At 64.4% G+C, this 21,330-nt stretch carries 21 protein-coding genes and 1 tRNA gene; 8 read left to right on the plus strand and 14 right to left on the minus strand.

Translation table 11 applies throughout. The annotated features are described in order from the left end of the window. Positions 1–4 precede the first annotated feature (4 nt). Genes NN5_RS00455 through NN5_RS00485 form a run of 7 tightly spaced genes read right to left on the minus strand, consistent with a single transcriptional unit; the run spans position 5 to position 5,260 of the window. Positions 5–283 carry a hydrogenase maturation nickel metallochaperone HypA gene (locus tag NN5_RS00455; protein WP_067731982.1) on the minus strand — a complete coding sequence of 93 codons (279 nt, stop codon included), beginning with the start codon at positions 281–283 and terminating at the stop codon, positions 5–7. Beyond that, complete coding sequence (locus tag NN5_RS00460) at positions 276–764, minus strand: hydrogenase maturation protease (RefSeq protein ID WP_067731984.1); 489 nt, start codon at positions 762–764, stop codon at positions 276–278. The genes NN5_RS00455 and NN5_RS00460 overlap by 8 nt, the downstream gene beginning before the upstream one ends. Continuing rightward, positions 761–2,050 (minus strand): Ni/Fe hydrogenase subunit alpha, encoded by a 1,290-nt coding sequence (locus NN5_RS00465; protein ID WP_067731986.1) that lies wholly within the window; start codon positions 2,048–2,050, stop codon positions 761–763. Before NN5_RS00465 ends, NN5_RS00460 begins: the two co-directional genes overlap by 4 nt. Then, positions 2,040–2,810, minus strand: a complete 771-nt coding sequence (locus tag NN5_RS00470) for an NADH-quinone oxidoreductase subunit B family protein (protein ID WP_067731987.1) — start codon at positions 2,808–2,810, stop codon at positions 2,040–2,042. The genes NN5_RS00465 and NN5_RS00470 overlap by 11 nt, the downstream gene beginning before the upstream one ends. 1 nt (position 2,811) lies before the next feature. Continuing rightward, on the minus strand, positions 2,812–3,651 hold the full coding sequence (locus NN5_RS00475; protein WP_067731989.1) for an FAD/NAD(P)-binding protein: 840 nt from the start codon (positions 3,649–3,651) through the stop codon (positions 2,812–2,814). Then, positions 3,651–4,115 (minus strand): cyclic nucleotide-binding domain-containing protein, encoded by a 465-nt coding sequence (locus NN5_RS00480; RefSeq protein ID WP_217998549.1) that lies wholly within the window; start codon positions 4,113–4,115, stop codon positions 3,651–3,653. The genes NN5_RS00475 and NN5_RS00480 overlap by 1 nt, the downstream gene beginning before the upstream one ends. After that, positions 4,112–5,260: a 4Fe-4S dicluster domain-containing protein gene (locus tag NN5_RS00485; protein ID WP_067731993.1), complete on the minus strand. Its 1,149-nt coding sequence runs from the start codon at positions 5,258–5,260 to the stop codon at positions 4,112–4,114. Before NN5_RS00485 ends, NN5_RS00480 begins: the two co-directional genes overlap by 4 nt. A 394-nt stretch (positions 5,261–5,654) precedes the next feature. On the opposite strand from NN5_RS00485, the gene NN5_RS00490 reads away from it, so the two are divergent. From NN5_RS00490 to ppsA, 3 genes are all read left to right on the plus strand, one after another. Next, positions 5,655–6,899, plus strand: coding sequence for a glycosyltransferase (locus NN5_RS00490; RefSeq protein WP_067731995.1), 1,245 nt, complete (start codon positions 5,655–5,657; stop codon positions 6,897–6,899). Positions 6,900–6,922: 23 nt separating this feature from the next. Next, positions 6,923–8,065 (plus strand): site-2 protease family protein, encoded by a 1,143-nt coding sequence (locus NN5_RS00495; RefSeq protein ID WP_217998551.1) that lies wholly within the window; start codon positions 6,923–6,925, stop codon positions 8,063–8,065. Positions 8,066–8,137: 72 nt separating this feature from the next. Next, positions 8,138–10,531, plus strand: a complete 2,394-nt coding sequence (gene ppsA, locus NN5_RS00500) for a phosphoenolpyruvate synthase (RefSeq protein WP_067731997.1) — start codon at positions 8,138–8,140, stop codon at positions 10,529–10,531. A 29-nt stretch (positions 10,532–10,560) separates the two neighbouring features. Here the strand turns inward: ppsA and NN5_RS26725 are convergent, their stop codons facing one another. Then, positions 10,561–10,803 (minus strand): UTRA domain-containing protein, encoded by a 243-nt coding sequence (locus NN5_RS26725; RefSeq protein WP_245656111.1) that lies wholly within the window; start codon positions 10,801–10,803, stop codon positions 10,561–10,563. A 19-nt stretch (positions 10,804–10,822) separates the two neighbouring features. On the opposite strand from NN5_RS26725, the gene NN5_RS00505 reads away from it, so the two are divergent. After that, a tRNA-Arg gene (locus NN5_RS00505) sits at positions 10,823–10,899 on the plus strand. 167 nt (positions 10,900–11,066) lie between these two features. Here the strand turns inward: NN5_RS00505 and NN5_RS00510 are convergent. The 3 genes from NN5_RS00510 to grxC are packed head-to-tail and all read right to left on the minus strand — an operon-like array spanning position 11,067 to position 12,682. Continuing rightward, positions 11,067–11,591, minus strand: a complete 525-nt coding sequence (locus NN5_RS00510) for a DUF1178 family protein (protein WP_067731999.1) — start codon at positions 11,589–11,591, stop codon at positions 11,067–11,069. 7 nt (positions 11,592–11,598) lie between these two features. Continuing rightward, positions 11,599–12,414, minus strand: coding sequence for a carbon-nitrogen hydrolase family protein (locus NN5_RS00515; protein ID WP_067732002.1), 816 nt, complete (start codon positions 12,412–12,414; stop codon positions 11,599–11,601). Between the two features lie 4 nt (positions 12,415–12,418). Further along, positions 12,419–12,682, minus strand: a complete 264-nt coding sequence (gene grxC, locus NN5_RS00520; RefSeq protein ID WP_067732004.1) for a glutaredoxin 3 — start codon at positions 12,680–12,682, stop codon at positions 12,419–12,421. A gap of 161 nt (positions 12,683–12,843) precedes the next feature. Here grxC and NN5_RS00525 point away from each other — a divergent pair, with 161 nt between their 5' ends. From NN5_RS00525 to NN5_RS00535, 3 genes are all read left to right on the plus strand, one after another. After that, the gene (locus NN5_RS00525; protein ID WP_067732006.1) at positions 12,844–13,314 is read left to right on the plus strand and encodes an Hsp20 family protein; all 471 of its coding nucleotides are present in this window, start codon (positions 12,844–12,846) and stop codon (positions 13,312–13,314) included. A gap of 240 nt (positions 13,315–13,554) precedes the next feature. Further along, entirely contained in the window at positions 13,555–15,441 is a 1,887-nt protein-coding gene (locus NN5_RS00530) for a methyl-accepting chemotaxis protein (protein ID WP_067732008.1), read from the plus strand. A gap of 70 nt (positions 15,442–15,511) precedes the next feature. Further along, complete coding sequence (locus NN5_RS00535) at positions 15,512–15,850, plus strand: energy transducer TonB family protein (protein WP_067732010.1); 339 nt, start codon at positions 15,512–15,514, stop codon at positions 15,848–15,850. A gap of 119 nt (positions 15,851–15,969) precedes the next feature. Here the strand turns inward: NN5_RS00535 and pyrG are convergent, their stop codons facing one another. From pyrG to tpiA, 3 genes are all read right to left on the minus strand, one after another. After that, positions 15,970–17,598, minus strand: coding sequence for a CTP synthase (gene pyrG / locus NN5_RS00540; RefSeq protein ID WP_067732012.1), 1,629 nt, complete (start codon positions 17,596–17,598; stop codon positions 15,970–15,972). 130 nt (positions 17,599–17,728) lie between these two features. Next, on the minus strand, positions 17,729–18,118 hold the full coding sequence (gene secG, locus NN5_RS00545; protein ID WP_067732014.1) for a preprotein translocase subunit SecG: 390 nt from the start codon (positions 18,116–18,118) through the stop codon (positions 17,729–17,731). Positions 18,119–18,249: 131 nt separating this feature from the next. Next, positions 18,250–19,008, minus strand: a complete 759-nt coding sequence (tpiA, locus tag NN5_RS00550) for a triose-phosphate isomerase (protein WP_067732016.1) — start codon at positions 19,006–19,008, stop codon at positions 18,250–18,252. A 365-nt stretch (positions 19,009–19,373) separates the two neighbouring features. On the opposite strand from tpiA, the gene NN5_RS00555 reads away from it, so the two are divergent. Then, positions 19,374–21,323 carry a SurA N-terminal domain-containing protein gene (locus NN5_RS00555; protein WP_067732018.1) on the plus strand — a complete coding sequence of 650 codons (1,950 nt, stop codon included), beginning with the start codon at positions 19,374–19,376 and terminating at the stop codon, positions 21,321–21,323. The last annotated feature ends 7 nt before the right edge of the window (positions 21,324–21,330 follow it).

Consider the following 21,330-nt stretch of genomic DNA (forward strand, 5'->3'; position numbering starts at 1 on the left):
GCCGTCAGTCTTCCGTCTCGGAAACCTCAAGATCAACACTGCGGATCATGACGTGCAAGGCATCGGGATCGCCTGGATCGTCGGACGTGAGAATATCCAGAACGGCCCCCTCAGCCTTGGTGCCGCGTGCCTCGTCATCGAAATGCTCGCGGAAATGCTCCGGCGAAAACTGGCTGAGCGCGCCCAGCCAGACCTGCACGCCGGAGATGGACTGCGCACCGGCATCGCGGGCCACGGCTTCGAGATGGCGGACGAGATCGCGGACAATGCCCGTTTCATGCATGATGTTCTGCCTCCTGCAGTCTTGCCACTTCGGCGATGATCCGCGCCGCTGCCGGTGCAACGGCCGCGGCGACCGGCGCCGTCATCTGCGTAGCGCCGTCGAAACTCTGCCCCTCAATGGCATAAACGATGATCACCGGCGGCGCGAGGCCAAGCGTTCGGGCAAGCGCAATGCCCTCGCCCAAGCCGAAGGCGTGGCTCGACAGGAAAGCCATGTCGCGCGGCAATTCTTCCTCGGCCAGATCGATGCGGTGGATGCGGCCCGGTTCGCTCCCGCCGGCCGCAGCATCGATGCAAACGAGCGCGTCGAAACCTTCCCAGTCCTCGATCATCGCCAGCATGTCTCCGCTGCGCACCATGAGTGCAGCATTCGGCGGCAAGGCTCCCGCCAGAGCCTTCGCGACGGCAGGCCCGGCCCCGTCATCTCCCCGGTCGGGATTGCCGATGCACAGGACCAGAATGCGCCCGCCCGAACCCGTCACGAGCGGTGCACCGACAGCTTGAGGAAATGCGTCGAGCAGGAAATGCACGGATCGTAGTTGCGGATCGACTGTTCGCAGAGGTGGCGGATCACATCGTCCGGCTCGTTCGCGATCGGTGCGGCGACGGCAGCGAGGTCTTCCTCGATGCAGGGCTGGTTCTGCGAGGTGGGCGGGACAATGCGCGCCATGCGGATCGTGCCATCGGCGGCGAATTCGTAGCGGTGCCAGCAGATACCCCGCGGCGCTTCGGTGCAGCCGAAGCCTTCGCCCTCACGGGGTTCTAGCGGGACGGCAGCGGCCTCGGGCATTTCGTAGCCAGCGATCAGCCGCAGCGCTTCTTCGCAGGCATAGGCCGTCTCCAGCGCGCGCACGACGATGCTGCGGAAGGGATTGCGGCACACCGGCCCCAGCCCCGCCTCGCCCGCCAGCGACTGGATCGAAGCGGGCAAGCGGTCATGGTTCAGCGCATAGCGCGCCAGCGGCCCGACCAGATAGGCGCCCCGCCGCTTCACCAGCGAATGGAGCGCGGTGGAATGGGCGACATGGCGCTCCTCGAACTCGTTCTCGTAGTCCGAAATATCGATGTCGATATCGCGGTTGGAAATGAGCCTGCCTTCGGTAATGGCATACTCGTCCGGATGACGCATCGCGACGAATTCGTAGTCGCGTTCAAGGTCCGGAAAATCGAACGTGGCCACCCAGCGCACCAGATCGACGGCCATGTCCCGAGCCGCCTTCAACTCCTCCGTCAGGGGAACAAGCTCCGCCTTCGTGGGCACCTTGTAAAACCCGCCGGGCCGGACATTGACCGGGTGGATTTCGCGCCCGCCGAGCAGACGCAGAATGGCATTGCCGGCCTTCTTGAGCGCCAGCCCCTTGCGCACCACGTCGCCATGCTTCTCGGCCATCCGGATCGCATCAGGATAGCCGAGGAAATCAGGCGCATGGAGCATGACCACATGCAGCGCATGGCTCTCGATCCATTCGCCGCAATAAAGCAGGCGGCGCAAAGCGCGCAGTTGCCCTTCGACTTTCACGCCGAACGCATTCTCCACCGCCTGCACCGAGCTCATCTGGTAGGCGACCGGGCAGATCCCGCAAATGCGCGCGACGATGTCGGGCAGTTCGACATGCGAGCGGCCTTGCAGGAACGCCTCGTAGAAGCGTGGCGGCTCGAAGATGCGCAAGTTCGCGCTCGTGACCTGCCCGCCCTCGATATGGAGGTCGAGCGCGCCTTCGCCTTCGACGCGGGCGAGATATTCGACCTTGATCGTCTTAGTCGTCATGCGCCTCGCTCTCCTGGCGGAAGGGTTCGGCCCAGGCATTGAAACTGCGCAGGGCGCGCTGGATGTCACGACCGTCAGCTCCCAGTTCGCGCCATTCGCGCGTCAGGGCGGGCATGTTGGGCGTTTCCATCGGCCCGTAGCAGCCATAGCAGCCCCGCCGGTAGGCCGGGCAGATCGCGCCGCAGCCTGCATGCGTGACGGGACCGAGGCACGGCGTGCCCTGCACCATCACGCAGACATTGCCGCGCTGCTTGCATTCGATGCAGACGCTGTGCGCAGCAACGGCCGGTTTACGCCCGGCCAGATAGGCCGAGATCACTTCGACAAGCTGCGCCTTGTTGATCGGGCAGCCGTGGAGTTCGTAGTCGACCGGGACATGGGCTGAAATCGCCGTCGACGTCGCCAGCGTGTCGATGAACTGCGGCGAGGCATAGACCGCCGCGATGAAGTCCTTGACGTCTGCAAAGTTGCGCAGGGCCTGAATGCCGCCCGCGGTCGCGCAGGCGCCGATGGTGACGAGGAATTTCGACTGTGCCCGCACCGCCAGGATGCGCTCCGCATCGTGCGGCGTCGTGATCGAACCTTCGACCAGCGACAGGTCATAAGGCCCTTCCATGAAGGCGCTCGACGCTTCGGGGAAATTGGCGATCTCCACGGCGCCGGCAACGGCGAGCAGTTCGTCCTCGCAATCGAGCAGCGAGAGCTGGCAACCATCGCAGGAAGCGAATTTCCACACGGCGAGTTTGGGACGATGCGCCATGTCAGATCTCCTGCACTGCGAGGAGGCCTGCGATGCGCTCCAACGGCAGGACCGGGCCGTCCTTGCAGATGAAGGCCGGGCCGAACTGGCAATGGCCGCACAGGCCGATCGCGCATTTCATGTTGCGCTCCATCGACAGGTAGATGTTCCCGGCCGGCATCCCTGCTTTCTGCAAGCCACTGGCGGCAAAGCGCATCATCACTTCCGGGCCGCAGACCATGGCAATGGCGTTGTCCGGATCAAAAGGCGAGCGCGGGATCAGCGTGGTGACGAAGCCGACATTGCCATGCCAGTCGGTCCCGGCATGATCGACGGTGACTTCGACGTTCACGTCCAGCCGCTGCTTCCACTGCTCCAGATCGTGCTGGTAGAGAATGTCGGAGGGACTGCGACAACCGACGAGGATCGTCACCCGGCCAAAGCGCTCGCGCCGGGCCAGGACTTCCTGAATGGCAGGCCGCAGCGGCGCTAGACCAAGGCCGCCCGCCACGATCAGCACATCGCGCCCTTCCGCTTCCGCCACGGGCCAGCCGGTGCCGAACGGACCGCGCACACCCAGCGTCGCGCCGGGCTCCAGCCGCGCCAAGGCGCCGCTGACGGCACCGGCATTGCGCACGGTATGCACGAAACCCGTCCCCTCGCTGGCACCGACGCTCATACTGATCGCGACTTCGCCGACGCCGAAGGCATAGAGCATGTTGAACTGGCCGGGCCGGAAATCGGGCCGCGTTCCGGAGACCGGCTCCAGTTCCAGCGTCACGGCGTCGGCCAGTTCCCGCCGGACACTGCCGACGCGGTAGATCTCTGGAACGAAAGGGTCTTTCGCAATATCCGCCCGCATCAGCGCTGCCCGTAAACGTCAAGGATCTGCAGCCGCGTGGCGTGCAGGCGCTTGACCATGACGGGCAGGAACCGCTTCATCATCTCATACCCCAGATGATGATCCGCATCGCATTTTCCGCGCAGGCAGGCGGCGTCCATGCCGATGGCGCGGACCGGCTCCATGGCCCGCGCATCAAATTCCGCACGGTAAGGCGGGATCAGCCAGGAAACCCCGACGATTTCGCCTTCCCCCAGCGTCGTGGCGATGATGGCGGGACGGCCGGGCGCCGCGATCTCCAGCGCCACCTTACCTTGCCGGACAAGGTAGAACCTGTCGGCGGGCTCGCCTTCGCGGATGAGGTATTCCCCGGCCTTGAAATGATGATTGCGCGCGCAGCCAGCGATCAGCCTGACGAATTCGGGCGGACAGCCCGCAAAGAAGGACTGTTGGCCCAGGATCTGCTCCATGCTCTCCATGTTCATCGGCTCCTCCCTTCGTCCAGCGCCGCGCGGATGGCAGCAACTTCCTCGGTGAGATCAATCCCGACCGGGCACCAGGTAATGCAGCGGCCGCAGCCCACGCATCCCGAGGTGCCGAACTGGTCGATCCAGTTCGCCAGCTTGTGCGTCATCCACTGGCGGTAACGCGAACTGGCCGCCGTCCTCACACTGCCCCCGTGGATGTAGGAATAGTCCATCGTGAAGCAGGAATCCCACTTGCGCACGCGCTCGGCATTCTGGCCGGTGAGGTCGCTGTGGTCCTCCACGGTCGAGCAGAAGCACGTGGGGCAGACCATGGTGCAGTTCGCGCAAGTGAGGCACCGGGCCGCAACATCGTCCCAGCGCGGGTGTTCGGGATTGTCCTGCAGCAATTCCTTGATCCCGCGCGTATCCAGACTGCGGCCCATCTGGCTGGCCGTGCGTTCGGAAACGGCCCGCGCCGCCTCGGCCTGCTCGGTGGTTGCAGTGCCATGCGGCACGCGTTCCAGAATGCGCCGGCCAGCCTCGCTTCCCGCCTCGATCAGGAACAGGTGTTCATCGCCCCCGATAAGTTCCGTAAGCGCCAGATCGAAGCCCTGCGTGGCGCGCGGGCCGGTTTCCATCGACACGCAAAAGCAGGTTCCGCCCGCCTCCGCGCAATTGACCGCAACGATGAAGGCATTCGACCGCCGCGCCGCATAGGCCGTATCGACATAAGGCCCTTCACCGAACACCCGGTCCTGCACGGCCATGGCGTGGAGTTCACAAGCGCGCACGCCGATGAAAGCGAACTTGTCGGCTGTCCGTTCCGGCACGGCCACGGTCATCACGCCGTCGTCCCCCCGGTGCGCGCTCCACAATGTCTCGCTGGGCGGAAAGAGGAACTTCTTCCACGAGTGCGGCCCTACGGCATAACCGAAAAAGGCATTGTCCTCGCGCCGTTCGAGCGCATAGCGCCCCGGCTCCTGCCGGTCGGTCCAGCCGGCAGGCAGTGCGGTGATGCCGCCGATCTCGTCATAGACGATCGCGTCGTCGCGCCGCGTGGGGCCGACCACGCGATAGCCGTCTTCGGCAAGCACTTCGAAAAGGCGCTGCAACCCGGCCGTATCCAACGCAAAACCAGACGTATCTGCCTTGAAGGCCTGCATGAAGACGGTCTCCCGTTGCCGGCAATCGAACAGGGCCGCGGCACCTGGCACACCGCCCGGCAGCCTCTGTGATCGAGAATGCCGTCCCTCCATGAATCGAGACTATGATGATAATGTGAAACTTGGCAACTTCGGCAAGCGCCAATCGCCGATCCCGCTCATTGCGATCGGTCAAAGCGGTCCTTCAGGAATCCCGGTAGGCCCGGCAAACATTATCTCTTCAACGTCCTGCGGTCTTCCCACCCATGGGAAATTTCCGTTCGGTTTGCGAGACATGCCTTGCACTGCGTGTCTGTCTCCGTGACAATCGCGAAGCGCTTTTTCGCCAACGGAAACAAAATGGCCGCTCAGGCCATATCATCAAGGATCTGCCAGAACGAAGTCAGGAGCGGATATGGAACGGAACGAAACGGAAGGATTTTCCCTTCCGCGCGTCGAGGACTATGAACGGTACATCGGCAGCGAAGCGGTCGAGCGCATTCTCGCCAAGGCCGACAAGCTGCGCGACCTGCACGTCATCAACATCAACTCCACCTACTACGGCGGCGGCGTTGCCGAACTGCTCTCCTCGCTAACCCTGCTCATGAACGGCGCAGGCATCCGGACCGGGTGGCGCGTGTTGCAGGGCCGGCCCGATTTCTTCAACATCACCAAGAGAATGCACAACGCCCTGCAGGGCGACGCAATCAACTTCAACGATCTCAAGCGCGACATCTATGAGGACGTGGTCTTCGAAAATGCCGCGCGGATGCACCTCGATCACGACATCGTCATCGTGCACGATCCCCAGCCGCTCCCGCTGATCCGGCACTTCCGGAAGAAGGCCCCGTGGGTCTGGCGCTGCCATGTCGATCTGACGCATCCCGATCCGGACTTGTGGGCCTACCTTCGCGAGTTCGTCGAAGACTACGACGCGGTTGTCCTGTCGCTGCCGGAATATGCCCAGAACATCACCACGCCGCAGCGCTTCATCATGCCCGCGATCAATCCCTTCTCCACCACCAACAAGGAATTGACCAAAGACGAGATCGACGAGCGTCTTCGCCACTATGGCATTCCCACCGATCTGCCGCTGGTGGTGCAGATCTCCCGCTTCGACAAGTGGAAGGACCCGCAAGGCGTCATCGACGCGTTCCGGATCGCCCGCAAGGAAGTGGACGCGACGCTGGTGCTGGTCGGCAATATCGCAACCGACGATCCCGAAGGGCAGGAAATCTTCGAAGACATCGTCAAATGTGCCGAAGAGCGCATCATCGTGCTTTCCGTGCAGGATTCCGCGCTGGTCAACGCGCTTCAGCGCCGGGCCGCCGTCGTGCTGCAGAAATCGCTACGCGAAGGCTTCGGCCTGACCGTGGCCGAGGCCATGTGGAAAGGCGCGGTCGTCATCGGCGGCAATGTCGGCGGCATCAAGAAACAGATCGAGGACGGCGTGAACGGCTTCCTCGTCGACAGTGTCGAGGACACGGCAGGCAAGATGATCCGCGTCCTGCGCGATCCGGCCCTGCAAGAAACCTTGGGACATGCGGCCCGCGAGACGGTACGCTCGCGCTTCCTGATGACGCGCCTGATGGAAGACTGGCTCGATCTGATCGCATCATTCGTACCGAATTTCAGCCTGACCGGATCAGGCGGACACTGACAGGAACGGGAAACCCGAACACCATGAGCCACGCTGCATCCGCCATGGGCCGCCGCTGGTCGTTCTCGATCGGCACCGTCAAAGGCACCGCCGTTCGCATCCATGCGACATTCCTTCTCCTGCTGGCCTGGGTGGGAGTCAGCGGCTGGCTCCATGACGGGCCGGCCGCCGCGCTGCATATCGTGACGCTGCTGGTGCTGGTGTTCTTCTGCGTCGTGCTGCACGAATTCGGCCACATCTTCGCCGCTCGCAGGTTCGGCGTGCGAACGCCGGAAGTGGTGCTGCTGCCGATCGGCGGCGTGTCCCGACTCGAACGCATTCCCGACGAGCCGCGCGCCGAATTCGTCATTGCCATTGCCGGCCCGCTCGTCACGCTCGCCATCGCAATAGCTCTGCTGCTGGTACTGGGCCGGATGCCGACGGTCGAGGAAATCGAAAAGGGCCAGGGCCTGCAAGGGCTCGTGGCACAACTGGCCTACGTCAACATCGCACTGTTCCTGTTCAATCTGATCCCGGCCTTTCCGATGGACGGCGGACGCGTGCTGCGCGCTGGCCTCGCCGCCTGGCTCGGCCATACGCAGGGAACCCGCGTGGCCGCCGGGATCGGGCAGGCCTGCGCGATATTCCTCGGCCTGATGGGCTTTATGTCGGGCAACATCATTCTCGTGCTGGTGGCCGTCTTCGTCTATTTCGCCGCCGGTTCGGAGAACGGGATCGTCGCCCTGCGCGACATTACCGCGGGCAAGCCTGCGCGGGATTCGATGATCGACAATTTCGTGCGCCTCCATGCCAGCGATCCGGTCGCCGCGGCCGCCAGCGCCTTGATCCACACCGACCAGCGCGAATTCCCGGTCGTCGACAGGCAGGGCCGCCTTGCCGGTTTCCTCAACCGCGACGGGATTATCCGCGCGCTGGCCGGCAGCGGACAGGACACCGCTATTGCCGAAGTCATGCAGGACATCCCGCAAGTCTCGCAATGGACGCGCATGGATGAGATCGTGCCCATGCTGGCCGGTGGCGCGCAGGCCGTGGGAGTCGCGGCCGACGACGGGCAATGCCTGGGCTACATCACCTGGGAAAACCTGATGGAAGAACTGCTGATCTCGCGGGCAATGCACAGCCGCGCTTCGGCCGCTTCGCTCGCCCGGCCGAAAGCCGGTCATTGATGGTGGTCAAGGCACCGGTGAAGCGCCGGCCATAGGAAGACACCCGACACAACAACGAGGACGCCCCCCGAAATGACAAAGCCCCCCGCTTCCGTCCTGTGGTTCGAAGATATCGGTATCGCCGACGTGCCCATCGTCGGTGGAAAGAATGCCTCGCTCGGCGAAATGGTTCGCGAACTGGGGCAACAGGGCGTGCGCGTCCCGACCGGCTTTGCGACGACTTCTGCGGCCTATCGCCATTTCATCGACGCCAGCGGGATCGAGCCCGCCATCCGCGAGGATATCCGTCGCTACAATGAGGGCAAAAGCACCCTGCAAGTGGCAGGCAGCGCCGTGCGCGAGCACATTCTGGCCAGCGCGATCCCCGATGCCCTCGCCGATGAAATCCGCGTCGCCTACGACAAACTGGCCGAACGGCTGGGCATCAAGGACCCGGCCGTCGCCGTGCGCAGCAGCGCCACGGCGGAAGATCTGCCCGATGCCAGCTTCGCAGGACAGCAGGAGACCTTCCTCAACGTGCGCGGGCATCGCGCCCTGCTCGATGCCTGCCGCCGCTGCTACGCCTCGCTGTTCACCGACCGCGCGATCTCCTACCGCGAGGCCAAAGGCTTCGATCACTTCTCCGTCGCGCTCTCGATCGGCATCCAGCAGATGGTGCGCTCGGACCTCGCCGGTTCGGGCGTTATCTTCACCCTCGACACCGAGACGGGTTTTCCCGACGTCGCCGTGATCAGTGCCGCCTGGGGCCTTGGCGAAACGGTCGTGCAGGGCATGGTCGATCCCGACAAGTACATCGTCTTCAAGCCGCTGCTGGGCAAGCCGAGCGTGAAGCCGATCATCGAGAAGGCCCTCGGCGCCAAGGCCACCAAGATGATCTACGCCGAAGGCGGCAGCAAGCGCACCCGGCTGGTGGAAACCACCCCCGCCGAACAGCGCAAGTATGTGCTGGCCGACAGCGACATCGTCGAACTCGGCAGCTGGGCCGCGACAGTCGAGCAGCACTACGGCCGCCCGATGGATATCGAATGGGCCAAGGACGGCGAGACCGGCCTGCTCTACCTCGTGCAGGCCCGCCCCGAGACGGTCCAGGCCGGACGCAGCCGCACCAGCTTCCGCAACTATCACCTCAAGGAAAAGGGCAAGGCCCTCCTCTCCGGCGCGGCGGTCGGCAGTGCCATCGCCAGCGGCAAAGCCTGCGTCATCAAGGACGTTGCCGACATCGAACGCTTCCCTGACGGCGCGATCCTTGTCACCGGCAATACCGATCCGGACTGGGTGCCGGTGATGAAGCGGGCTTCGGGCATCGTCACCGATCACGGCGGCAACACCAGCCACGCCGCCATCGTCAGCCGGGAACTGGGTGTGCCTGCCGTCGTCGGCACCGGCACCGCGACGCGCGACGTCGCGGACGGGCAGGACATCACCCTGTCCTGCGCCAGCGGCGAAACCGGGCTCGTCTATGACGGGCTGCTGGCCTTCGACAGCGAGGAGATCGACGTTGGCTCCCTGCCCCAGACGCGCACGCACGTGATGGTGAACATCGCCGATCCCGCCGCCGCCTTCCAGTGGTGGCGCCTGCCGGCGCACGGCGTGGGCCTCGCCCGCATGGAATTCATCATCAACAACCTGATCAAGGTCCATCCGATGGCCCTGCTCCATCCCGAGCGCCTGAGCGTAGAGGATGCGCGGACCATCGAGGAACTGACGCAAGGCTATGCAACGCCCGCAGACTACTTCGTCGATCGCCTCGCGCGCGGGATTGCCAAGCTGGCGACGCCTTACCACCCCCATCCCGCGATCGTCCGTCTGAGCGATTTCAAGACCAACGAATATGCGCACCTGCTCGGCGGCTCGGCCTTCGAGCCGGCCGAGGAAAACCCGATGATCGGTTTCCGCGGCGCCTCGCGCTATTACAACGAGCGCTACCGCGAAGGCTTCGCGCTCGAATGCCGCGCGCTCAAGCAGGTACGCGAGGAACTGGGCTTCACCAATGTCGTGATCATGGTGCCTTTCTGCCGCACCACGGCCGAAGCCGATCAGGTTCTGGAAGTCATGGCGGAAAACGGCCTCAAGCGCGGCGAGAACGGGCTGCAGGTCTATATGATGTGCGAAATCCCGGCCAACGTGATCCTGGCCGAGGAATTCGCCAAGCGGTTCGACGGGTTCTCGATCGGCTCGAACGACCTGACCCAGCTCACGCTCGGTATCGACCGGGATTCCGACTTGCTCGCCGACTTGTTCGACGAACGCAACGAGGCCGTGAAACGCATGGTCGCACAGGCCATCGCCAAGGCCCACGAGGCGCGCATCAAGATCGGCATCTGCGGCCAGGCGCCCAGCAACTATCCGGAATTCGCCGCCTTCCTCGTCGACGAGGGGATCGATTCCATCTCGCTCAATCCGGACAGCTTCGTGCGCACGGTGGGCTCGATCGCCCATGCCGAGAAATCGGCTCGGCGGGAATAGTCAAGGCAGCCGCGCCATTCCTTGGCGCGTCATTCCTTGACGGTGAGATCGACATGCACCCGGATGGAATCGTGGCGCCAGTATTCCTGGTCGTATTCCACCACCCGGCCCTGCTGATCGAGGCTGGTGCGCACGACCAGCAGCCCCGGCGCCAGCTTCGCCAGGCCGGCGCCCATGTGGTGATCGACACGGTCGCGGATCTGCCCGATGCGCTCGCCGGACTTGCCATCGGCTGAGGCGCACGGTGACGATTGCCAAGCCGGTGCCCGCAAGCTAGGACGCCCCTCGCGTGCGCCCGTAGCTCAGCAGGATAGAGCATCAGATTCCTAATCTGGGGGCCACAGGTTCGAATCCTGTCGGGCGCACCAATATTTGTAAGCCCTCAAACGCCGGGCGGGCGCATCCGCGCCCTTGGCTTTCCTCGCATAAGCTCGGGCGGCCGTTCGGCCTTGCGAACCCTTTCGGGTTCGAAATCGCCCCCCTCGGGCGCACTATTCCCCTGCTCGAACCCACCGGCCGAGCCATCAGCGCGTGTTCAATTCGTCTTGTCGGGCGGCGTGACGGGGAATGGCAGCGGCATGACCGCGATCCCCTCTTCCAGCAGTTCCTGCGCTTCGTCCGGCGTGGCCTGCCCGTGGATCGTTTCGATCTCACGCTCGCCATAATGCATGGCGCGAGCATCCTCGGCGAAGGATTCCCCCACGTAGCGCGAAGACTTGAGCGCTTCGGCCTGCATCTGCGCCAGCTTGTGCATCAATTCGACCGCCTGGGGCGGCAAAGGCGCATTGGCCACAGGCGCGCTGGCCGGGACGGCCGCAGGCGCGGGAACGGCGGCCTCCACCACTTCGGGCGCTTGGCGGCGGACAGGAGCCCCATCCGTCAGCTGATTGCCTTTGCGGCCAAGGCGCGGGGCCTGCACGGCTTTGCCCACGTCGGCCGAACCGCACATCGGGCAGGACAGGAACCCGCCCTCCTGCTGACGCGCGAAATCGTCCGAGGATTTGAACCATCCCTCGAATCGATGCGAGCCGCTGCGGCATTCCAGGTCATAGACAATCATGGGAAGCCTATGTGGCGATCTGGCGCCGGTTGGCAAGGCTGGGAAGCTGCGCGCGCACCTCGGCGATGCGCGCCAGATCGATCTCGGCATAGCCGAGGCCCGGCGCTTCGCCGCCCATGTCGAGCAGCACTTCACCCCAGGGATCGATCGCCAGCGAGTGGCCATAGGTCTCGCGCCCGTCCGCATGTTTGCCGACCTGGGCCGCGCACAGCACATAAGCGCTGGCCTCGACCGCACGGGCACGCTGCATGAGGTGCCAATGCGCCTTGCCGGTCGGCACCGTAAAGGCGGCCGGGATCGCGATCACATCGCATTTCGCCTGCCCCAGCGCCGCGAACAGCGCCGGAAAGCGAATATCGTAGCAGATCGCGAGGCCGAGACGGCCAAGCGGCGTTTCCACCGTCACCACCGTATCGCCCGCCGCATAGGCATTGGATTCGCGCCAGGATTCGCCCGTGGCAAGATCGACGTCGAACATGTGGATCTTGTCGTAGCGCGCGCGGATCTCGCCCCGGTCATCGATCACGAAGGCCCGGTTGGCCCATTTCCCGTCCTCACGGGCAATCGCCAGCGAGCCCAGATGCACCCAGATCCCTTCGCGCGCAGCCGCTTCGCGAACGGCGGCAAGGACCCCATCGTCCGCTTCACGGCGGATCGACTGTTTCGCGCGGTCGCGCTGCCGGTCGAGCAATCCGCTCATCTCCGGCGTGAAGAGCATGGCCGCGCCCTTCGCCCGCGCCTCGGCCATGGCATCGACGATCACGGCCGCATTGGCCACCGGATCGATGCCCGTGGTCATCTGCAGGATCGCGGCAAGCGCCATAGTCTCAGAGCCCCAGAACGGGGTCGAGCTTGCCCTGCCGGTCCAGCGCATTGATGTCGTCGAAACCGCCATAGGGCTTATCGTCGATCAGCACTTGCGGCACGGTGCGGGCGCCCGGCACGCGGTCCTGCATCTCGGCCTTTTTGGGACCGCCCATGGTGATGTCGTATTCGTCGTAGGCCACCCCCTTGCGGTCGAGCAGCGCCTTGGCGGCGACGCAGTAGGGGCATCCCCACTTGGTATAGATTTCGACCTTGGGCTGGCTCATCGGCGGGTTCCTTCCTTGCGCGTCTCGCGACCCTTGAAACGGCGGGCCGCTATCATATCTAGGATGGCGAGTCATGGCCCGCAGCGGGGATGACTCATCCACGAGGTGCCGGTTCTCCGGGCCTCTCCCAAACGAAGATTGCTCATTGGAGGATTTTTGTCATGAACCGTATCGATTTTTCGCCCTATCGCCGCACCATGGTCGGTTTTGACCGCCTGTTCGACATGATCGAGAATCAGGGTCGCGCGAACGCGGGCGACAAGTATCCGCCCTTCAACATCGAGCGCCGCGGTCAGGATGACTATCGCATCACCCTTGCGATCGCCGGGTTCAAGCCGGCCGACATCGACATTACCGCGCAAGCCAACCTGCTGGTCGTCAAGGGCAACAAGCCCGAGGAAACCTCCGATGGTGAATTCCTCCACGTCGGCATTGCCCAGCGCGGATTCGAGCGCCGCTTCGAACTGGCCGACTATGTGCGCGTCGACAGCGCCGATCTTGCCGATGGCCTTCTGGTCATCGACCTCGTGCGCGAAGTGCCCGAGGCGATGAAGCCCAAGAAGATTGCGATCGGCGGCAACACGCTGACTGTGGTCGACAACGGCTCCGCCGAGGATTCCGCAGCAGCCTGACGGCGCTGAAAAGCACGATTTTTTAGATCATTGAAGCAAGGCGGTCCGAGCAATCGGGCCGCCTTTTTGGCGCGTTTCTTACCGGCCCGTAAACCAAGTGCCGAGAGGCTCCGGTAAAACCCCCTAACCGTTTACCACTCAAGGACATTCGGTATTTCCCCTTATTCGACTTAAGTCGCCCCCAACCAGAGCCGGTTACACAAACTCCTGCAATCCGCCCCCCAGGAGTTCGATAAACTCATGACACGTTTGAAGATCGCCCACCGCCTGGTGCTCGCCTTCAGTCTCCTGCTCGCCATTGTGGCGGGCCTTGGTGTTTTCGCGATTCGCCAGATCGGTGAAGTCAACGCGCTGACCAGCGAGCTGACCACCGATTCGCTGCCGGCCGCGCAGGCCCTTGGCGATCTGCACGCCTATGCGTCGCAATACCGGATCCATCAGGACGATACCCTGAAAGCGGCCGGCACGGCCGCCTGGGACCGTCAGAACAAGGTCCTGCGTAATTCCGGGGCGGTCATCGACCAGGTCCTCAAGGACTACGGCTCGCATATCCACAAGTCGGAGCAGCTGGCTGCGCTCGATCAGGTGCGGCAGGACTGGAAGACCTACGTCGAGCAAAACGACGCGATCCTGAATCTCGCCCAGACCGATCCCGAAGCGGCGCGTGAGATGTACGAAGGCGACGGGCTCGACAACTTCTACAACATGGAAGACCACCTGCTGACGCTGGTCGATCTCAACACCAAGGCTGCCGAGGAAGCCAGCAAGCGTGGCGAGACGATCTATGCGAAGGCCCGCCAGGTCGTCACGGCTACCGCGCTGGGCGGACTGGTGGTCGCGATCGTGCTCATGCTTTTCATGATGCGTTCCATCGCCCACCCGGTGAAGCGCCTCGACAGCACGGTTCGGCGCCTGATCGACGGCGACACCAGCGTGGTGATCCCCGGCGTCGAGCGCAAGGACGAGCTGGGCAGTCTTGCCCGCGCCCTCGAACGCTTCCAGGGACTGGCCCGGGCCGACCAGGAACGCGCGCATGAGGAACAGGAACGCGCCCGCGATCTGCAGCGCACGGTCGAAGCCATTGGCAACGGGCTGTCGCAGCTTGCCGAAGGCAACCTCACCAACCGCCTCGCGGAAACCGGTGAAGGCGCCCTTGCCCGCCTGCCCGTCGATTACAACCTGGCCGTCGCGCGTCTTTCCGAAACGATGCAGGAGCTTGTCGACGGCTGCAATTCGATCCAGGTCGGCACCGACGAGATCGCGGCAGCGACCTCCGACCTCGCCGGCCGGACCGAACAGCAAGCCAGTTCGCTGGCCGACACCTCGCGCACGCTGAGCGAATTCACCAGCGTCGTCCAGGTCACGGCCGACAATGCCCGCCAGACCAGCACGCGTCTGATCGTGGCCCGCGAGACCGCGACCAAGGTCGAGGGCATTGCCCACAACGCCGTCGACGCCATGCGCGGCATCGAGACGACTTCGCGCGAAATGGCAGCGATCATCAATGTCATCGACGGCATCGCCTTCCAGACCAACCTGCTCGCGCTCAATGCCGGCGTCGAGGCCGCCCGCGCCGGTGAGGCCGGCAAGGGTTTCGCGGTCGTCGCCACCGAAGTGCGCGCGCTCGCCCAGCGCTCGGCGGACGCGGCCAACGACATCCGCAAGCTGATCGATCGCAGCACCAAGCAGGTCGGCGATGGCGTCTCGCTGGTCGAGAGCAGCGGCGATGCCCTGCGCCAGATCGTCGGCGAAGTCGCCGCCGTCGCCAGCCTGGTCGAGGAGATCGCCGGCGCCGCCGAGAAGCAGGCCGAAGGCATTACCGAGATCTCGACCATGGTCGCCGGCATGGACACCTTCACCCAGCAGAATGCCGCGATGGTGGAGGAAAGCTCGGCCGGCAGCCGCAATCTCTCGAACGAGACCCAGCGCCTGATGCAGCAGATGTCGGCGTTCCAGCTCGGCGACAGCGATACCCTCGCTTCTCCCGTAGCCTCTGTGGAACGTTTTGCCAGCACCCGTCCGTTCGTCGCGGAAGAAGCCGTGAACGAGGAACCCGCCCGGTTCGCACCGAGGCCCGCCGTCGCCGGGGCCAATGCCCTTGCCCTCGACGACTGGAGTGAATTCTGAAGTTTGAAGTGAGTGCCCCCCGGGATGATCGGCAAGCAATCCGGCGTCCCATCGGAAATGGAGACTGAGTGTGAAGACAATCCTGAAAATTTCCGCAGCGCTTTCGGTGCTGGCCCTGAGCGTGAACCCGGCCTTTGCCGATGACTGGCTCACCTCGGTGAAGCGCACGGTCGCGTCCAAGCAGTCCTATCCCCGCACCGCACAGATGCGCGGCGAGGAAGGCACGGCCAAGGTCAAGATCTACATCTCGGCCTCGGGCCAGATCCAGAAGGCGGAACTTGCCGAATCGTCGGGCTCCACTGCTCTCGACAAGGAAGCGGTGGCCATGATGTCGCGCGTCGGCAATCTCCCGACCCCGCCGGCCGGCACCAGCTCGGTGGTTCTGCCGCTGACCTGGAAACTGATCTGATTTATCCGGGGTGTGTTCCGGCACACCGCCGGAAACGCGAAGGGCCGGCTCCGCAGGGAGCCGGCCCTTTGTTTTTGCCGGACTGTTGCGTTTGACCAAACGCCCTCAGACCAAAGCGGTCAGACGAGGCGCGCCTGCCGCAGCGAAGCGGCAATGAAGCCGGAAAACAGCGGGTGCGGATCGAACGGCTTGGACTTGAGTTCCGGATGGAACTGCACGCCCACGAACCACGGATGCTCCGGCCGCTCGACGATCTCGGGCAGCAACCCGTCGGGCGACATGCCCGAGAAGATCAGACCGCCGCTTTCGAGCGCCTCGCGGTAGGACGCGTTCACTTCATAGCGGTGGCGGTGGCGCTCGCTGATCGACGACGTCCCGTAGATCGCTGCAACATGGCTGTTGGGCGAAAGTTCCGCCGGATAGGCCCCGAGGCGCATGGTGCCGCCCAAGTCTCCGCCCGCAGCACGCTGTTCGAGCCCGTCCTTGCCCATCCATTCGGTGATGATGCCGACGACCGGCTCTTCGGTCGGCCCGAACTCGGTGGAGCTGGCCTTCTCGATACCGGCAGCGCGCGCACCCTCGATGCAGGCCATCTGCATTCCCAGGCAAATGCCGAAGAACGGCACGTTGCGCTCACGGGCAAAGCGCACCGCCGCGATCTTGCCTTCGGTGCCGCGTTCGCCGAACCCGCCGGGCACGAGAATCCCGTGCATCGGTTCGAGCGCGGCCGCGATCTCGGAAGCTTCCTTTTCGAAGATCTCGGCGTCGATCCATTTGACGTTGACCTTGACCCGGTTCGCCATGCCGCCGTGGACAAGCGCCTCGTTCAGCGACTTGTAGGCATCGGGAAGCCCGACATACTTGCCGACGACGCCGATCGTCACTTCCCCTTCGGGATGCTCGTAGCGGTCGGTAATGTCGTCCCAGCGCGCGAGGTCCGGCGCGGGTGAGGTCAGGCCGAAATGGTGCAGAACTTCGGCGTCGAGGCCTTCGTGGTGATACTGCTCGGGCACGGCATAGATGTTGGGCGCATCGAGCGCCTGGATCACCGCTTGCGGACGCACGTTGCAGAACAGCGCGATCTTGCGGCGTTCGCTCTCGGGCAGTTCACGGTCGCAGCGGCACAGAAGAATGTCGGGCTGGATGCCGAGGCCGGTCAGTTCGCGCACCGAGTGCTGCGTCGGCTTGGTCTTCAGCTCGCCGGCCGCGGCGATGTAGGGCACCAGCGTGACATGCACGAAGCAGGTCTTTTCGCGGCCCAGCTCATTGCGCATCTGGCGAAGCGCCTCAATGAACGGCAGGCCCTCGATATCGCCGACCGTGCCGCCGATCTCGCAGAGCACGAAATCGAGATCGTCGGTCTCGGTCTGCGCGAAGTCCTTGATGGCGTCGGTCACGTGCGGGATCACCTGCACGGTCGCGCCCAGATAGTCCCCGCGGCGCTCCTTGGCGATGATGTCGCGGTAGATGCGCCCCGAAGTAATGTTGTCCGCCTGACGCGCCGAGACGCCGGTGAAGCGCTCATAGTGGCCCAGATCGAGGTCGGTTTCGGCCCCGTCGTCGGTCACGAAGACTTCGCCGTGCTGATACGGGCTCATCGTGCCCGGATCGACGTTCAGATAGGGATCGAACTTGCGGATGCGGACTTTAAATCCGCGCGCCTGCAGCAAAGCCGCGAGGCTTGCCGCCATGAGACCCTTGCCCAGCGAGGAGACCACGCCGCCGGTGATGAAAATGTGCCGCGCCATGGGAGTCGGGCCTTAAATTGCATGGGGGCCCTTGGGCAAGCGCCCAGAGCCTGAATCCACAGATCAAACACAAGAATTGCCCCTCTGGCAGGGCCAGAAGGCAATCCGGTTACGGTAAAACGCGAAAGGGTTACTGCTTGGCAGCCCCTGAAAGCGGATCCGCCGCAGGCGCCTGACCGGCAGGAGCGGCATTGTCCGCATTCGCGGCGCCCTGCCCGGCCGAACCCGCAAGCGGATCGGCAGGCTGGACAGGCGCGGTGTTGCGCTGAAGCGAAGTATCGATGTCGCGGCCAGTCGTCTGGTCCACTGCAAGCGCAGCCAGAACAATGCTGAGCGCCACGAACAGCGCCGCCAGGATTCCGGTCGCCCGGGTCATGAAATTGGCCGCACCGCGCGCCGACATCAGGCCCGACGGGCTGCCGCCGACACCAAGGCCGCCGCCTTCCGACTGCTGCATGAGGACTACGGCAACAAGTGCCGCTGCAATCAGGGCCTGGACCACGGTCAGGAAAAGGAACATCTTCGTCTCAGCCTTCTGGCAGGCGCGCCGCCCGCATTAATTCCGGGCCAGATAGGCCTTGTCCGGCCCCTGCGCAACCCGGGGATGACACCGGGAGAAACCGCAAGGCCCTCTCCCGGTGCTATTTCCGCTCAGTCCTCGGCCAGCGAAGCCGCTGCGCCGACGATGGCGAGGAAGCTCTCGGCGGTCAGGCTGGCGCCTCCCACGAGCGCACCGCCCACTTCGGGAACCGACAGCAGTTCGGACGCATTGTCGGCTTTCACCGAACCGCCGTAGAGAATGCGCACGTCCGCACCGCCCTCGCCGTAGATGGCAACGAGCTTGTCGCGGATCGACTTGTGCATGGCCGCCACGTCCTCGACGGAAGGCACGCGGCCGGTGCCGATGGCCCAGACCGGCTCATAGGCGACCGAAAGCTTTTCCGGCGCCCCGTCGACTTGCGGGCACGAACCTTCGAGCTGCGCCCCGACGACCGCCTCGGCCCGTCCGGCATCGCGCTCGGATTCAGTTTCGCCCACGCACAGAATCACGCCCAACCCTGCGGCCAGCGCCGCCTCGGCCTTGGCCTTCACATCCGCATCGGTCTCGCCATGGAGCGTGCGGCGTTCGGAATGGCCGACGATCGTGAAATCCGCCCCGGCATCCTTCAGCATCACTGCGGAGATATCGCCAGTGAATGCGCCGCTTTCTTGGATATGGCAGTCCTGTCCGCCAATGCCGATGATATCGGCGGCATCGCGGGTGCGATAGATCAGCGTGGCCGGCGGCGCGACCGCGACCTGCACCTTGGGAAAGCGTGCGGCCGCCCGGTCAATCGCGCGCACCTCGTTGAGCATCGCGCGCGTGCCGTTCATTTTCCAGTTTCCGACGATGTAAGGCAGTCCAGCCATTTCAAACCTTTATCAATCCGGCGCGAATCCGCCTGTTTCCCGCCACCGGGGGAATCGGGCCCATCGCAGTCGGGGGCGCTGCTAAGGCAGGGCCGCCCCCCTGTCAAAACTGAATGCCCACTTAATCGCGGTAGATGCCAAATCGCCACAGGCAGGCCTCATGAGGCCTTCGACAGGCTCAGGACCTTCGCCCGGAGACTGCCTGCCGCCCCCTCCCGCGATGGAATAGCTGCCCTTTTACGGGTTCTGTGTGAGTTCACGTGCGAGGGGGCATTGCAGGATGCGGCAAGGCCCCCTAAAGCCTGCGCCCGTTTCATGCGAAGCTGGCAAGGCTTCGCCCTGGCAATCGCTGATCGGCACGGTCCATGCTCTCTTTCTTCAGAAACTTCTTCAAATCCAAGATCGGCGCGGCCATCGCGCTGGCGGCGCTGGTTCTCATCGCCATTGCCTTTGCCAGCGGCGATATCGCCGGAATGCGCAATTCGGCAGGCCTGAGCGGCGGCAGCGCCGTCGCGACAGTGGGCGGCGAGGATATCGACGCTTCGCAGCTGACGCTGGGCGCCACCCGCGCGCTCGAACGCGTCAAGCAGCAGCAGCCGACCGCGACGATGAAGCTGCTGGTCGCGCAGGGCGGCGTCGAACAGGTACTGAGCGATCTGATCGACCGCACCGCGTTCTACGTCTTCGGCAAGGACCACAAGATTCTCGCCAGCGACCGCCTGATCGACAGCGAAATCACCCAGATCCCGGCGTTCCAGGGTGTGGACGGCAAGTTCGACCAGAACACCTTCCGGCAGGCACTGGCCCAGCAGGGCATTTCCGAGAAGGCGCTGCGCGAAGACATCGCGCACAACCTCACGGCGCAGGAACTCATGTCGCCGGCCACCACCGGCACGGTGATGCCGGACTATGCCGCCAGGCAATATGCCGCGCTGCTGACCGAAACCCGCACCGGTGCCGTCGCCGCGCTGCCCTCGCTGGCTTTCGCGCCTGAGAAGGGCCCGACGGACCAGCAGCTCGCAGCCTTCTACAAGGATCATACGGACGCCTTCATCCGCCCCGAACGCCGCGTGATCCGCTACGCCACGTTCGACAAGACTTCGGTCAAGGCGCCGCCGGCCCCGACCGATGCGGAGATCGCCGCACACTACGAAGCGAACAAGGCGATCTACGCCGCGCAAGACCGGCGCAAGATCACCCAGCTGATCGTTCCCACCGAAGCGGCGGCCAAGGCCGTTGTCGCGGAAGTCGATGGCGGCAAGACTCTCGAAGCAGCCGCCAAGGAAAAGGGCCTCACGGCCGCCAATCTTGCCTATTTCAGCAAGGAAGAGCTCTCCGGCCAGTTTTCGCCGGAAGTTTCCGCGGCGGTTTTCGCAGCGCCCGTAGGCAAGCTCGCCACTCCGCAGAAAAGCGCGCTGGGCTGGCACGTCATCCGGGTCGACGAAGAACAGAAGAAGCCGGCCCGTACCCTTGCCGAGGTCAAGGACGAGATCTCGCAGCAGATCGCCGTGGAGAAGGCCCGCAAGGCTTTCACCGACATGGCCGGCAATATCGAGGACGAGATCGATAACGGCTCCAGCCTGCCCGAGGTCGCGAAGACCTATGGCCTTGAGGTCAAGAAGACCGCGCCGGTGACGGCCGATGGTCAGATCTACATGCAGACCGGCGAGACGCTTCCGAACGACCTCAAGCCGGTGCTGGCGACCGCCTTCACCATGGATCAGGAAGAACCGCAGGTCGCCCCTGCCGTTCCCGGCCAGACTTTCGTCCTGTTCGACGTCACCGACATCATCCAGTCCGCTCCGGCGCCGCTGGCCGAGATCAAGCAGGACGTGACGGAAGCCTGGAAGATCGACACCGGCTCGAAAGCGGCCCGCGCCGCCGCAGTGAAGATGCAGGACGAGATCAAGAAGGGCAAGACGATCGAGCAGGCCATGGCCGCTGCGGGCAAGCCGCTGCCACCGGTGCAGAACGTCACGATGTCGCGCCCGACGCTGGCCGCCGCGCTGCAATCCGGCAGGCAGGTGCCGCCGCCGGTATCGCTGCTGTTCCACATGGCCACCGGCACTGTGAAAGTGCAGTCGGCGATGCAGGACCGCGTGTGGTTCGTCGTCCAGCTCAAGAAGATCGAACCCGGCAAGGTCGATTCCGACGACATGATCAAGGGCGCGCGCCGCGAGCTCGGACAGCAGCTCGGCCAGGCCTATGGCGACGCACTGGCCCAGGCGATCCGCAAGGACGTGGGCGTGACCGAGCACCCGAACGCGATCAAGGCCGTGCGCGACCAGCTCGCCGGCACCGCCTCCGCCAACTGATCCGCGA

It is taken from the genome of Novosphingobium naphthalenivorans NBRC 102051 (genome assembly GCF_001590985.1).
In the GTDB taxonomy this organism is placed as follows: Bacteria; Pseudomonadota; Alphaproteobacteria; order Sphingomonadales; family Sphingomonadaceae; genus Novosphingobium; species Novosphingobium naphthalenivorans.